Raw genomic sequence first — 14493 nt, 5'->3', positions numbered from 1 at the left:
GAAGCCTATCCCATATTTCTCCTACCTAAAAGCTACTTCTTCAATCGCTCCAGCACGGCGGCGCCCATTTCTTTGGTGCCGATGTGCTTTCCGCCGCGAGCGATATCTTTGGTGCGAAGTCCATCGGCGAGCACGGCAGCGACCGCATTTTCGATCGCGGTCGCTTCGTCCAACAACGACAACGAGTGACGCAGCAGCATGGCCGCAGCCAGGATCGTGGCCAATGGGTTGGCAAGTTCTTGGCCGGCGATATCAGGCGCCGAACCGTGAATCGGTTCGTACAACCCAGGGCCGTCCGAACCGAGCGACGCACTTGGCAGCATCCCCAGCGAGCCGGGCAACATCGACGCTTCGTCGGTCAGAATGTCGCCAAACAGGTTGCCGGTAACGACGACATCAAAGTCACGAGGGCGGTTGATCAGGTGCATCGCCATCGCATCGACAAGCACAACATCGTACTGCACGTCAGGAAATTCTTCGGCCATCACGCGAGCGGCGGTTTGACGCCACAAGCGGCTTGGCTCGAGCACGTTGGCCTTGTCGACACTGGTCAAACGATTATCACGCTGCTGAGCCGCCTTGGCAGCCATGCGGACGATTCGCTCGACTTCGCGAACGCTATACGCCATCGACTGGAACGCGGTTTCGTCTTCGCCGCTGCCCGAGCGGCCGGATTCACCAAAGTAAATTCCGCCGGTCAGTTCACGAAAGAACAGGATGTCGGTGCCTTCGATGATTTCGCGTTTCAGCGGCGACGAGTCGACCAATTGGTCGAACAATCGGATCGGACGCAAATTGGCGAACAGTCCGAGCTCCTTGCGGATTTTCAGCAGTCCTGCTTCCGGACGCGTTTTCGCCGACGGATCGTCCCATTTCGGGCCGCCCACGGCGCCCAACAGGATCGCGTCGCTGGCTTTGCACGCGTCGATGGTTTCTTGAGGAAGAGGATCGCCCGTTTTGTCGATCGAGATGCCGCCGATCAATTGGGACGAGAACGAGAATTCGTGACCGAATAATTCCGCGATCTTTTCGAGGATTCGCTGGGCTTCGGAGACGATTTCAGGGCCAATGCCATCGCCTGGCAATAGTACGAGATTCGCTTTCAACGGTGTGCCCTTGGGGCGAGAGGTTTGAATGGATGAGCCTCCAATTTAATCCAATCGCCTCGTTTGCCCAATCCGATGTCACGCTAGAAAAAAACGGCCGTTGCGGCCGGGGATGTCTCGCGTGCCCTGCTCGCTGCCCTGCTCGCTGCCCCAATCCCTACATCCGTCGCAACCCGATCGATGCGTGAACAAGGCCGAGACGTTCATCCGGATCCTGGCTGCCTGAGCCGCAAGACCGTCCCAAGTTTCAGTATCCGTCGAGATTCTGTCGGCGGGATTTCCTGACCGCTGCAACCGTCGCTGACCCGATGGTCATTGCCCTCACGCTCTTAGCCAAAACACACTCTCTGCCCTCGCTATTATGCTGCAAAACCAAACCGAATTGGCGTCGATCCCCGTCCAGGTGCCCGTCGTTCTGCCAAACAAACCGGCGGCGTCACCCCCGTGTTCGATCGAAGCCAGTGTGTTGCATGTGATCAATGGCGAGTATTTTTCGGGGGCCGAAAGAGTTCAGTCCCATCTCGGCCGCTGTTTGCCGAACTTTGGAATCGCCGCCGATTTTGTTTGCGTCAAGCCTGGGAAATTCCCGCAAGTGATGGCGGAACAGGATCGGCAGTGGGGACGTTGCCATCTGGCCCCGATGAAAAGTCGCTTTGATCTACGCGCCGTCTTTCGCATCCGTGACTTGGTGCGGGCCTATGGTTACGAACTTTTGCACGCTCACACCCCGCGGACCGCGATGGTCGCGTCGGCAGCATCCCGCTTGACCGGAGTCCCGTGGGTCTATCACGTACACAGCCCTGCGGCACGCGATTCGGTCAATCGTTGGAGCAATCGAATCAACTCGCTGATGGAACGCGCGTCGCTTTCGGGGTGTTCACATTTGATCACGGTTTCGGAAAGTCTGCGGCTCGATTGCATTGCCAAAGGGGCCAGCGAAGACAAGGTTACCGTGGTCCATAATGGCGTTCCCAGCATTCGGCCCGAGCGGATTCATCATCCGGTCGTTGGCGGTCGCTGGGTGCTCGGCATGGTCGCATTGATGCGGCCCCGGAAAGGACTCGAAGTGGTGTTGGATGCTTTAAAAATCCTTCGTGGCGAAGGACTCGATGTGGTGCTTCGTTGTATCGGTCCGTTTGAAACCGCCGAGTATGAAACGGAGATCAACGATCAGATCGATCGGTTAAATCTGCGGCGTTACGTGGAACGTGTTGGGTTTACAGACGATGTGCCCAGAGAACTCGCGAAAGTCGATGCGTTGGTGTTACCGAGTCTGTTTGGCGAAGGGTTGCCGATGGTGGTGCTCGAAGCGATGGCGGCTGCGGTCCCGGTGATTGCCACTCGCGTCGAAGGCACCCCCGAAGCGGTCACCGATGGCGTCGAAGGCTTGCTCGCCGAGCCTCGTGATGCCGTTAGTCTCGCTAACAAAATTCGCTCGCTGGTGATGGGTGAATATGATTGGACCACGATGGCGGAAGCCGCTCATCAGCGGCAAACTCAATCGTTTTCGGACCTGTCGATGGCCTGGGGAACCGCCGAGGTTTACCGCAAACTGATCGATTCGCCTCGCGAGTTGCTCGGGCGGAACAAGCTCGATGAGGGCCGCCAATCCCATGTATCGCAACGCGACAATTTCGTCGCCGCCGGACATCGCGATTGAATCGTCGCCGGATGTCGCCGGGATCCGTAGATACAAAATGTCGGATAGGCTTCTCGTAGCGAAAGTCGCGAAGACTTTCGTGTCCTCCTACCGCCCTCCAAAACCTTTGGCGATTCTTTGCTACGCAAAGACCTTTCCCACTCGACAGGCTGGAAGCCGATCCCACGGTGGAGTCGACAGGCTGGAAGCCTATCCTACGGTGTGATCGTGTAGACTTAATGGATCGATGTAACGTTCGTTTTTTTGAATTCATCTGTGTACAAGCGAGATTCATGAACCCGACACCGCCTGTGCATTGGCTCTGTTTGCTGCGAACCGTAGCAAGGCGGGGACTGGGGATCTCGCTGGCATGCTGCGTGTTTTTCACATTCGCGCCGCCCACGTTTGGCGATGACGCGGCCGATCTGCAAACGATCGAATTAGCCGACCTGCCGCCGCCCCCCGCTGAGATCGCGGCGCTGATCCAACTTGGCAAAGTGCAATTTGTCTATGGGCCACGACCCGAATCGATGCAATCGGGGCTGCGATCGAGCGATTCGTCTGCGGCACCGCGAAAGGGGCGGCGACTTGCAGCGACGACCGAATACCGGATGGGGTATCACTATCGCAGTCGCAATCGATGGAAGTTTGTTGGCCAAGATCGCAACGCGGAATCTCGCGAAGTGAGAATTACCATGCGGTTTAGTGACGTACGACTCGAAACCGAGCACACCGTGTGGTTTCGCAAACGGCCTGCGGCCGAGACGTTTTGGACCGATCGGTTGGTGCTGCACGAACTCGATCACGTGCAGATTTCAATCGATCCGCTGCTCGAAAAACGGTTTCAAGAATATTTGCGTGCCAACGCGTCGATCACACGATCATTTAAACGAGGCGAAATGATCGATGAATCGACCATCCATCCGTTGGTCGACGCCAATGTAGCGGATCTGTTTTCGCGAATTTCTGACCTCGTCGACATTCGTTACCAGGAGCTCGATCGGTTGACTGATCATGGATTAAAGGCGTTTCCTGAGGGATCCTCGCTCGAATCGATCAAAGAATTCTCGTCAAAGCCCTGATTTTTGCGGCTTTCAGCCGGGTTGGACTAGCCCGCTGCGGAGCACGAACGCTTTTATCTCAGCCATTTTGGTCAGGGGGTTCAGATTCGCGGGTGAATCATGGTAAATTCTTCGGCCTGGGAAGCCGCCGCGTCGTGCGACGGCAACCAAAAAATACCTAATCGCTTAAGCTAGCATCTGATGTCAGTCGACCAATATGCAACCTGCCCCTGCGGCAGTGGGAAAAAAATCAAGTTTTGCAAGTGCAAGGAATCCGTGAGCGAGCTTGATCGCGTGATGAAAATGGTCGAGGGGGGGCAGGTCGTCCCCGCTCTGGATCGTTTGTCGACGATTCTCTCGGAACATCCCGATGCGGCTTGGGCTTTGGCCATTCGCGGACGTTTGCTGCTCGATTTACGCGAATATGACTCGCTCGCCGAGAACGCGGACCGATTTATTCGCTTGCAGCCCAGCAACCCGTTAGCGCTGACCCAGCGTGCTGCGGCTCAGGTTTTCCGTGGTGATGTCAAATCCGCCACCGATTCGATGCTCGAAGCATTGACCGAGAGCGGTCGCGACGTCGACGCGTTTGTCTTGGACGTCTCGTCCGCCGTCGCGTTTTTGCTCGGTCGCCAAGGCGTTTTCTTGACCGCTCGCGTCTATGCCAGCTTGGCAATGATGGCGCAAGGCTACGAAGGCAGCCAGATGTCGGGCTCGTTGCTGCGTCAGCTCAACAGCTCGCCGACATTGAACCAGTTGGTCAAATCGATTCCTCAGCCAATCCAACGGCCTGACGATGCCGATTGGGGTGAACGTTATGACGAAGCCGCCACGCTGCTTCGCAGCAACAAGGTTTTGCTTGCCGAAGCCAAATTCCAGTCGCTGCGCCGCACGCTGCCCGACGAACCTGCGATCTTGTCCGGCTTGTTGACCTGTGCGATTTGGCGTGGCGATGTCGCCGCACAAAGCGATTTCCTGAAGAAATTGTCGGCTTGCGAATCGCTTGATTTCGAAGAACGCGTCCAGTTCCGTGCCGTTTCCTGCTTGGTCAATCCCGATGACAAAGACCTTGCGGCGGAATGTTTCCGATTGGATGCCGACATCGAAAGCGCCGAGCCGGTGGAAATGGCAATGATCGCCGATTCGCGATTTGCCCCATTGCCCGCGGAAATGCTTGCTCAAATGCGTGAGTCCGAGGACGACGTACCGCCACGTGCCGGTTTCCAAGTACTCGACCGCGATCGCCCCGAAGTCGCCGAAGGCTTGCCACCGATCGATCAAATCCCCGAAGCGATCGCGATGGCGTTCGTCTACGGCAAGCAGACCGATCGCTCGGCCCGCGTCGAAATCCACGACGTCACCTCGTCGGTTCTGGATGATGTGCGAGCTCAAATTCAAAAAGCGATTGGCGATTCAGTCCAGCTGAATCAGAAGCCAAGCGATCCGCTTCCGTTCTTGGCCGTCGTGCAGCCGCAAGTCGCCATGGTGCGATTCAAAGCTAGCGCCGTCGAAGCCGACGCGATGCAAGAAGAACTGACCAACACGCGAATGCCTTTGGCGATTGCCAACGCGAAATGGGGCATCCTCGGAAACGCGTCCTTGGTTGACACCGCGGACGACGATTCGAAATTGCTTGAGCGAACCGTGGTTGTGCGTGTGGCAGAACAGTACGACGCGATCATTTCCAAAGGGGAGGAGGTCCTCGGTGAAGTCTATCGACTTGCCAAAATCGAGCCACTGCCGACATTGACGATTGGCGACGACGAGATCGAATCGGTTGCCAATACCGATTTGAACCGGATTGATTCGAGCCAGCTCAATGAAGAGTCCTGCTTGTACTTGTTGCAACGAGCTCAGCAGATCTCGTCGACACCGGCGATTCGTCACTTTGCAAAACGGCTGATCGAAGCCGATTTGCCAGAAGACCAGAAGATGGCGAAGCTGTTGGCCTATTCCACCTTGGTCAACGCGTCGGGGAACGCCAAGGACGCGATCGCGACCATCAATGAAGCGAAGGCATTCGCCGAAGCCAACGAATTGCCGACCGCGAATCTGTTGCTCAGCGAAGTCAGTTTGCGATTGCAAGCGGGCGATGGCGAAGGATTCCAGAAAGCGATCGAAACGCTGACGCAGCGTTACGGCAACGAACCCGAAGTGATGGCGCAGCTGCAGCAGATGCTGATTTCGATGGGACTGATTCGTCCCGATGGCAGCCCGCGACGTGGCCCCGCGCCCGGCGGTGTCGCTCCGGCAGGTGCCGAACCCGCAGCGGGCGGCATCTGGACTCCCGATGGCGGCGGTGCCGCAGCACCGCCGGCGGATCCCGCTGCCGGTGGCGGCAGCAAATTGTGGGTCCCCGGAATGGATTAATCGTGGGATAGGCTTCCAGCCTGTCGCGGCTTTCGTGGGATAGGCTTCTAGCCTGTCATGGCTTTAGTGGGATAGGCTTCCAGCCTGTCATGGCTTTTGTGGGATAGGCTTCTAGCCTGTCATGGCTTTTGGCGACAGAGCTCAAAGCTCATTGCACTTTTTATCTGTGTGATCTCAAACCGCTGAATTCCATCGCTGATGAACTCTTCTCGTTTCGAATCCGATGATGACTTGATGCGTCTCGCGCTCGGCTTGGCCGAGCAGGGACGCGGATCGGTCGAACCGAATCCGATGGTTGGTTGTGTCATCGTCCGTGACAACCAAGTGATCGGCCAAGGATATCACCAGCGTTTTGGCGGGCCGCATGCCGAAGTTCATGCACTTCGCGACGCAGGTGACGCTCGCGGCGCAACAGCCTACGTGACGCTTGAACCGTGTTGTCACCACGGCAAGACGCCGCCCTGTTCGGACGCATTGATTTCCGCCGGAGTCCGCCGCGTTGTCGTGGCGATGGCCGATCCGTTTGAACAGGTCGACGGTGGCGGGTTGGCGCAATTGAACCGTGCCGGGATCGAAACCCGCGTTGGGGTGCTCGAACATGAAGCACGAGAACTGAACGCGGCGTACTTGAAACGTCTGCAAACCGGTCGGCCCTTCACGATCGCTAAATGGGCGATGACCGTCGATGGACGAATCGCGACCAGCACGGGACAGAGCCAGTGGATTTCAAGCGAAGCCTCACGCGCCGATGTCCATGCTTTGCGTGGCCGTGTCGACGCGATTGCGGTGGGAATGGGAACGGTTATCGCGGATGATCCGATGTTGACCGCCCGGCCGCCAGGCGTTCGCACCGCAACGCGAGTCGTTTTCTGTGCCCATCGATTGCCCACAGCCCGTTCGCGTCTGATACAATCGGCGTCCGAGGTGCCTGTACTGTTGATCGTCTCGCCGGAGATTGACGCGTCGGAGGTTGCGAAACTGGAACAGCTTGGTGCAAGTGTTTATCGCTGTACAAGTTCCAATCTCGTGCACATGATCCATCAATCGCTTGATTTTCTGGGCAGTCAATCAATGACCAACGTAATGATCGAGGGAGGTGGTGAATTGATGGCGAGTTTTTTAACCGCCGACGCCATCGATCAATACGAGGTCTATGTTGGTGCCAAAGTGTTTGGCGGTCGCGGTGCCTTAGGACCGGTCGCCGGTGACGGGTTCGCAAGCGTTGCTGATGCGGCAGCATTGCAATTGGTCCGTCTGCAGCGACTCGGCGACAATGATGTCAAACTGGTTTACCGAAGAATGCAGCGTGATTGATTGTCAACGCTTAATTTGTTGCACTGAAAACACGGTTTTTGCCGTAAAAAGAAACGATTCTGAAACAAATTACGACTTTTGGAAAACTCGTCTTGACCGGACTAAAAGCTAACCTCTATTCTTCGCCCATCACTGAGTGACACCCAGCGTGTCGCCCAGAGAAGGCATTAAAGAATCATGACGATTCTGCACTTGGTAACGAAATTATTTGTTGCTGCGGAACACGTCGAAGTTAATTTCACACGGATGTGAACTTGCGTCGGCGACTATGATTTTGCAATGTTGAGTTCGTCCAGTTGATACAAGGATGTATCTACTGAGTCGAACCCCCAATCCACCGGCTCCCGGAACTGAAGCGCGTTGTCCTCCGCCCCCCTAGGATTACGTACTTTCCGGGAGCTTTTTTTATGCGCCGACCGAATCCAAGTTGGCAGAGGGGAATCGGTTGAGAGAATCAATCGGTTGAGTCAGAGTTGATCCAGTAGTCGATTGCGATTCGGTTCGAAGGAAATGCCATCTGGTCGAACAGTGGCGAGTCCTTGTCGACATAACGGAACTCGGTCAATTCCGAGGCCTGCAAGGCAATCTCCGCAGCGTTACTGACTTTGCAAACAAAGAACGTGTCGATCACCGCCACAATGATTCCGCCATAGTGATAATCATTCGGATGCGACATCAAGAATTTGTAGCTCGAAACTTTTAATCGAGTCTCCTCAAAGACTTCTCTTGCGAGCGCCTGCTCAATCGTTTCACTGCGGTCCACGAACCCGCCCGGCAAACCCCATTTGCCGCGTTCCGGGTCGCGGGCTCGCCGTACTAGCAGCAATTGATTGTGCTCGTTGGTGACCAACGCTCCGACAGCGCCGCAGGGGCCAAAGAAATTTGCAAACCCACACGCGTCGCAGCGAAACGGAATGCTGCCGAGGTTGGCGTTGGGGGTGCCACAGTTAGGGCAAAAGCGATGTGCAAATTCGATGGCGACTTCGGTCATTCGTTTTAGCTTGGCAGTGTTTTTTTGGGGGCGGGGCAGCGAACGGCATTATTCCGGGTCGGATTCAGCGAGCGGCAGATCAAACGTGCTGCCCGCGAACTGTGCCGCTCGTAGAATACCGCAACTGTCGAACGATTTGCTGAGATGCTGCAGTGCATCGAGCGATTCAATCGCACCGAGCCCCAGCGATTCCGCAACCTCGGATCCAAGTCTGCTGTGCAGCAGTAGCCGGTATTCACTGCCGACACGTTGGATCGCATCAGCAATCGCGATCGAATCGTCCCAGATCGTAAAGCCGTCCTCGGATTGGCCCAGCAGTGAGCGTTGTGCGAGTGCGTCGCTGTTATCCCCGTCGCTGTTGTCCTCGTCGTCATTGTCCCGTTCGATTTCCTCAAGATCTCGATCGCTGCTCAGTCGCAACACCAATCGATCACTCGGTGAATCCTCAATTTCGCTCCACAGCACGATGGTGCCACCAGGCATCGTGTGGGTGGCAGCGGCGGCGAGGGCACGGGCCAAATTAGCCCACGAGTTCTGCTGCTTCGTTCCTTCGAGCGTCGCGATCACCAAGGGAGCGGACGGAGGAAAGGCATCGTCGCTGTGGCGAGGCCGTTCGAACCAGCGACGGGTCGCTTCGGGTGTGCCGGCAAAAACGCCGCCGACATCGCCGTCGGGATTCGCCGCCACCGCCAACATCACTTGGACCCCCAACATCCAGCCAACGTGAGACTCGTTTGTTGTCTTGTTCTTGGACGGCGGTTGTTGCAGCGATTTCTGATGCCGCAACCGAGTGTTGGAATCGGCCAGCATCGGATAGACGCCACTCAGTTCATGATCGCCCACGGCATCACCCGGCCGAGCCGCCAGTATTGGCAAGACGAGATCGGCATCGGCAAGAAAGCGGTTCAAGTAGATCGGGTCGGCATCGATGTCGGCCCCGAGATAACGCAGCAAGTCACGCTTCTGAGAATCATGGCGAATCACATGCGCGATCGTCTCGAATTCACTTTCAAGTTGTTGCAGGATTTCGTCACTGGTTTCATCCCACAGCACGATGTCGATCGTTTCCGCATCGGCCTCTTCGATCTCCAGCAGCACGCCACGAATGACATTGCACAGATCCGGCACGTTGGGGTCGACCGCCAACGCGATCTGGTCTCCCGGAGCGATTGCGGCGGTCAGGGGAGGGAAATCGGCGGGGGCACGAAGCGCGTTGCGAGTCGCCTTGGCGACATCGCCGACACGTTGGTTAAAGCCGGTTTCATATTGCCAAACTTCATTCGCCGCGACTTTGTCGGCGACCTGGGCGGCGTTGGTAGATGGATTCAATGCAGCGTTCTCTGCCAGCGGGGGATTGCGATGGGCAACCCAATCGTCGCCCCAAAGTAATCAACGACGACGGAATCGCCGCGTGATCAGCCTGTATTCTCTTGAAAACCGCGTCGCTCGCCAGCACCCACCGATGGCAACAAAGAACGTTAACCTTGTTGCCAACCCCTGCGGTGGATCGGATTTGCTGAGAACGCCGGTGATTATGTTGCTGAAACGTCGGCCAATGGGGCGGTCGGCCGTTCAGCGGGGCGCGAGATGGGCTTCGACATCAACGCACCGCGAAGCCACGTTTGGAGTGGGCGTTCGAAATAGTGAAACGTGAGCCATGAACCTGGAATCAGAATCGCAAGGTAGATCAAAAGCGATGCCGGGTGATAGAAAATCCCCGAATCAAATCCCAGCTCGATCGCAGTGATCACGAAGACAAGCTGTAGCGGAAAATGCAGCAGGTATGTGGAGTAAGTTATGTCCCCGATCCAGGCGAGCGGCTGAAATAGTTTGCTGAATCGAATCTCCGTCACGATCAGTGTCAGGATGGTCAAGGGAAACACGGGCGTTCGGAATACGAACTTTCCTGTTATCGAAAAGCCAACCCAAACGAGCAGCGTTGCGACGTACAAGACCGCGTCGCTGCGATTCGTTCGCCGCTTCAAATATTGCATCGAGCCATAGTAAGTCAGCCCCCCGAGAAAAAATGCACCGACCGGTTCCGCCCAACGCCCGCCAAGATGCAGACGCTCAAGCAGCAACGCAATCGCTGCGATTCCAAGCGTCTTTCGCCATGTGGTGTGACCCAAGTAAGCGACAAGAAAGAAGATCGCGTACAGCCCGAGTTCCAGCGAAACCGACCATGTTGGAGCGTTGTAGGAATAGCCGCTTTCGAATCCCCAATAGGAAATCCCAATCAGATGCAGCCCAAAGTGATAGCCGTCGTTAAAGGAATAGGCAAAATCGCTTTCCCAGTGCTCGCGGCAATACCACTGCAGCAACGCAACAATCAGCAGCGTTACCAAGTGCAGGGGATAAAGTCGAGCAAATCGCAGGACTGCAAATTTCTGAAGCGAACAACGACGCTGGGAAATCGAATCACTGTAGAGCCAGAAAAAGACGAAACCTGAAAGCACAAAGAAGAACATGACGGCTCGATAGCCATGGTCATAGAAGCCGCTAAACCAGCTGTACAGCGGCTGCGACGCTGCATTGAACGCCGCCAAGTTGTTGTCGTGCCCCAGCGGGTTCACGTCCATAAAGAAATGCTGCCAATGCCAAAAGACCACTGCGAGTGCTGCGATTCCGCGAGCAACATCCAAGCTTCGAAGACGGTCTGGCATGTTGATCGTTCCACTCAGTCATCAGGCAAATTGGCGTAAGGCAAATTGGCATCACCCCGCACGCTCGCATATCACGCTTCCTCCAGGGCCATTTCTGCAAGATCGTCCTGGCGAGGGGGGGAATGTGAGAAAAAATTTGCCTCCAAGTCGCCCGGCTCCTTCGCCCGGCGTTGCTTCGCGGGAAAACCTCCCTCATCTTCACCCGCAAGCCGCAGGGAGTTTGGCTCGTCCGCGACGAAATCGCGGGTGCAGCTGCGATTGTGACCAACCGCTCCGTTTTCGTAATCTAGCGAGATAAACCGTCTGTCCGTGCCGTTGTTGTACCGTGCCGTTGCCGTACGCATTTTTGCTTGCAAATCGAGGATCCCCATGAAGCGAATTCTTCTTTGTTTGTCGCTTCTCGGTGGATCGCTGTTTGCCGGTTTGATCGCGGGATGTGATTCAGCGGACGATGGCGTGAGCGCGACCTCGACCGATGACGCCGCTACCCGTTCGGTCCGCACGGTCGCGTACCAGGAAATGAAGCCGCGTGATTATTTGCGAGCCATTTTTTCTCGCTACCACGCAGCGGGCTCCTACCGCGACGAAGGCCTCGTTCGACTGACCGTTCCGCAGACCGCCGACGCCCAATCCGAAACCAAGGTCGCTCCGCTGAGCGTTTGGACGAACCACGATACGGTCTATTTGCAAGCATACGACACGCGGTTGTGGTCCGATTCCGAAGGGGTGACGGCGTGGATCGTTGACCCGTCGACTCGCAATTTTGATTCACAAGTCTTACGAGCGCCGCCGATCGGCCGCCGACCTGAATTGAAACAATTGCTTACCGACCCGATTCTGGTCGAACAAGTCGCCGCAGGATTGGCGGGTCCGCCGCCTCAATTGGAATGGTTGTTCGCCGAAGAGCCGATGAAGCAGTTGTTTCTCGAGGAGCACCAGTTTGCCTTTGGCCAGCAACAGACGATCGAGCAAACGCAATGTCAAGAAATCCAAGTCCAGGCGGGAGATCAGCAGTACGGTTTTTGGGTTGATATCCACAGCGGATTAATCCGGCAAGTCGATTTGCCGTCGATCCCCGTATCGGCCACTGCGGATCCGGCGGCACCTTCGATTCGATTGACGCTGGAATTGCGAGCAGCAACGTTTGATGTTCCCACCACGACTCCGAAAGCCGATTCGTTACCGGAAAACCCAAAGTTTGTCGGTCATTTTGTGCCGCTGCCTCCTTCGCCACCTCCGGCGATTCTGGGGACACCGATTGATCGCGTCGACTTGACCACCTCGGGCCGCAAACCATTTCAATTTTCGGCTAGCCGGTCCGAAACGAATCCCACCGTGACGGCAGTGCTCTGTTTTGCCGATGACGTGAATGCACTGAATTCCGCAGTCGTACTTCAGCAGTGGAGCCAGCAGTTGCCGGCGGCATTGGCGGACCAGACGCGAGTCGTGCTGTTGCTGCATGACGCTGTTGCACTGCGAGAGGAGGTTAAACAGTGGCTGCGAGAATCGATCATGCTGCCGCTGATCTGGGATCCAAAAAACGAATTAGCTAGCAAGTTTGCGATCGCCCCTGGCACCTTGTTGCTCGTCGATTCCTCGGCACGGATTGTCTGGATCCAGCCTGGGGTGACGCCACAATCGCTTCCATCGCTCGGGGCGATTGTCAGTGATATCAGCGGCGGAGTTGATATTCCGCAGCGGATGAAGGAGCAACAGGAACGCGATCAGGCGGCTTACCGCAGCGTTTTACGCGACGAATACAGTGATTTAGTAAAGCAGGGACTTGTTCGCACGTCCACGAAATGACCTTGCTTCGAAAAGCCGTCTGTCACGACAATCATCAGCCCCGCAGCCTCCTTGATTCTGGTGATTTTGACATGCAATCTGGCGACCCAAACGATCTTCCCAATCCTTTTGCACTTCATCTCAATGGATCCGTGAAGCGGTCGGGCAAATCAGGTTCTGGGGGCCACGCATTCAAAGCGGCGCTAAAATTCTTTTTGATCGTTGCGGTTCTGTTCGGCGGCACGTTGGCGGTGGGCCGATACAGCAAACAGTGGATCGTTTCGCATTTGATGCGAGGTTTTGAGGATCTCGGTGTCGCTGAAAAACAACAGCGGTTGGTTCAAATCTCGGAACTCGGATCGCCTGCGATCGGGTTGATGGTCCGTGCGTTGAACGACGAATCGGCCGAAGTGGCGCGGACCGCTTACGAATTGCTCCGCGAGTCTCAGAATTCATGGACCTCGCTCGATTGGGATGCCGCCCGTCAACACCACCACACGATGGTGACATCGATGGATTCGATCGCCGCGTCGCTTCCCGAGGACCGCACCGGATGGACCACGGGGCTGCTGCAACAAACGATCATGGAATCGGTCCAGAAAGATGACAGTGAATCCAAATCACTTTACAACTTGGCCACCACCACACTGTCAAAAATGTCGCTCACCGAAGGTGCCGTGCCTGGCGTGATCGACAACGATCCGCTCGTTCCAGGGCAACCGGTTCGCTTGGCGGTCCGCAGCAAACCGCTGCCCGTTGCCGATGCCGACGCGCTGGATACTTGGACCGATTGGCCGCTTGCCAAGCCGGCAATCATTTCGTCGGGGGGATCGGGAAAAAACGATCCAGGCAATACGTCCGCCGATTCGGTGAGTGCACCGGCAACCGATTCCAATTCCAGCGATGGCGAACCCTCGGCATCGGTTTACCGCTCTTCCGCTACCCTGTTGAAACCCGTCTCGCCAAACGAAGCGATTGACTTGAAGGATGTGCATGACGCGGCAGCACAGTCGCAATCGATTGCAGCCTCTTCTTCACCTGGCTCATCACCCGCTGGCCCTTCATCCACTGGCCCATCCGCAGTCGTTGCTCGACCGCAGATGACTGCGGGCGAAGTGATGCCGACCAGCTATTTAACTCAGTCGCCGCTGGAAACGTACGCCACCGAGTCGGTCATCTACTGGCTTGCCAGTGACGAAGCGGTGCTGCGGGACCGAGCCAAAAACGAATTGATTCGTCGTGGTTTTTCGCAAGCTCAACTTCAAATCGCGACGCATGTTGTCTCAGCCGATGTCGGATCGCGTCTTGAATTGGTTGACACGATATCACGATCGAATATCGACGACCCGCGGCCTTGGTTGACGATGTTATTGAACGATGACAATCGCGAGGTGCGTTTGCGAACGATTTCGGTGATCGCCACCATGAAGGATGCGGCTATGAATCAGAAGCTGCGATCACGGTTGGCCGACGAGCGTGACCCGATCGTCACCTCCAAGATTCGCAGTGCGTTACAATTAAGGTAACGCGGACTTTCCCGGTATGCCGCGAATGCTACGAACGC

General features: G+C 56.3%; 11 protein-coding genes. 6 read left to right on the top strand and 5 right to left on the bottom strand.

Annotation, left to right across the window (positions count from 1 at the left end; translation table 11 throughout):
• Positions 1-32: 32 nt before the first annotated feature.
• Positions 33-1106 carry a 3-isopropylmalate dehydrogenase gene (gene leuB, locus ABD971_RS17910; protein WP_339946299.1) on the bottom strand — a complete coding sequence of 358 codons (1074 nt, stop codon included), beginning with the start codon at positions 1104-1106 and terminating at the stop codon, positions 33-35.
• A 361-nt stretch (positions 1107-1467) separates the two neighbouring features.
• On the opposite strand from leuB, the gene ABD971_RS17905 reads away from it, so the two are divergent.
• From ABD971_RS17905 to ribD, 4 genes are all read left to right on the top strand, one after another.
• Positions 1468-2766: a glycosyltransferase family 4 protein gene (locus ABD971_RS17905; RefSeq protein ID WP_345324289.1), complete on the top strand. Its 1299-nt coding sequence runs from the start codon at positions 1468-1470 to the stop codon at positions 2764-2766.
• Positions 2767-3038: 272 nt separating this feature from the next.
• A complete protein-coding gene (locus ABD971_RS17900) occupies positions 3039-3827 on the top strand; it encodes a hypothetical protein (protein ID WP_345324287.1) in 789 nt (262 codons plus the stop codon).
• Between the two features lie 180 nt (positions 3828-4007).
• On the top strand, positions 4008-6176 hold the full coding sequence (locus tag ABD971_RS17895) for a tetratricopeptide repeat protein (RefSeq protein ID WP_345324285.1): 2169 nt from the start codon (positions 4008-4010) through the stop codon (positions 6174-6176).
• Positions 6177-6374: 198 nt separating this feature from the next.
• The gene (gene ribD, locus ABD971_RS17890; RefSeq protein ID WP_345324283.1) at positions 6375-7490 is read left to right on the top strand and encodes a bifunctional diaminohydroxyphosphoribosylaminopyrimidine deaminase/5-amino-6-(5-phosphoribosylamino)uracil reductase RibD; all 1116 of its coding nucleotides are present in this window, start codon (positions 6375-6377) and stop codon (positions 7488-7490) included.
• A gap of 454 nt (positions 7491-7944) precedes the next feature.
• On the opposite strand, the gene ABD971_RS17885 is transcribed toward ribD, so the two are convergent.
• The 4 genes from ABD971_RS17885 to ABD971_RS17870 form a co-directional block, all read right to left on the bottom strand.
• On the bottom strand, positions 7945-8481 hold the full coding sequence (locus ABD971_RS17885; RefSeq protein ID WP_345324281.1) for an NUDIX hydrolase: 537 nt from the start codon (positions 8479-8481) through the stop codon (positions 7945-7947).
• A 48-nt stretch (positions 8482-8529) separates the two neighbouring features.
• Complete coding sequence (locus tag ABD971_RS17880) at positions 8530-9810, bottom strand: nickel-dependent lactate racemase family protein (RefSeq protein WP_345324279.1); 1281 nt, start codon at positions 9808-9810, stop codon at positions 8530-8532.
• Between the two features lie 203 nt (positions 9811-10013).
• Positions 10014-11144 (bottom strand): acyltransferase family protein, encoded by a 1131-nt coding sequence (locus ABD971_RS17875; RefSeq protein WP_345324277.1) that lies wholly within the window; start codon positions 11142-11144, stop codon positions 10014-10016.
• A 71-nt stretch (positions 11145-11215) separates the two neighbouring features.
• Positions 11216-11515, bottom strand: coding sequence for a hypothetical protein (locus tag ABD971_RS17870; protein ID WP_345324275.1), 300 nt, complete (start codon positions 11513-11515; stop codon positions 11216-11218).
• On the opposite strand from ABD971_RS17870, the gene ABD971_RS17865 reads away from it, so the two are divergent.
• The gene (locus ABD971_RS17865) at positions 11514-12950 is read left to right on the top strand and encodes a hypothetical protein (RefSeq protein WP_345324273.1); all 1437 of its coding nucleotides are present in this window, start codon (positions 11514-11516) and stop codon (positions 12948-12950) included. The two genes, ABD971_RS17870 and ABD971_RS17865, sit on opposite strands and share 2 nt — an antisense overlap.
• A 71-nt stretch (positions 12951-13021) precedes the next feature.
• The gene (locus ABD971_RS17860; RefSeq protein ID WP_345324271.1) at positions 13022-14455 is read left to right on the top strand and encodes a HEAT repeat domain-containing protein; all 1434 of its coding nucleotides are present in this window, start codon (positions 13022-13024) and stop codon (positions 14453-14455) included.
• Positions 14456-14493 lie beyond the last annotated feature (38 nt).

It is taken from the genome of Novipirellula rosea (assembly GCF_039541335.1).
Lineage (GTDB): Bacteria > Planctomycetota > Planctomycetia > Pirellulales > Pirellulaceae > Novipirellula > Novipirellula rosea.
Note: the sequence above shows the minus strand (reverse complement) of the source record. Positions and strands in the feature narration are given on the sequence as shown.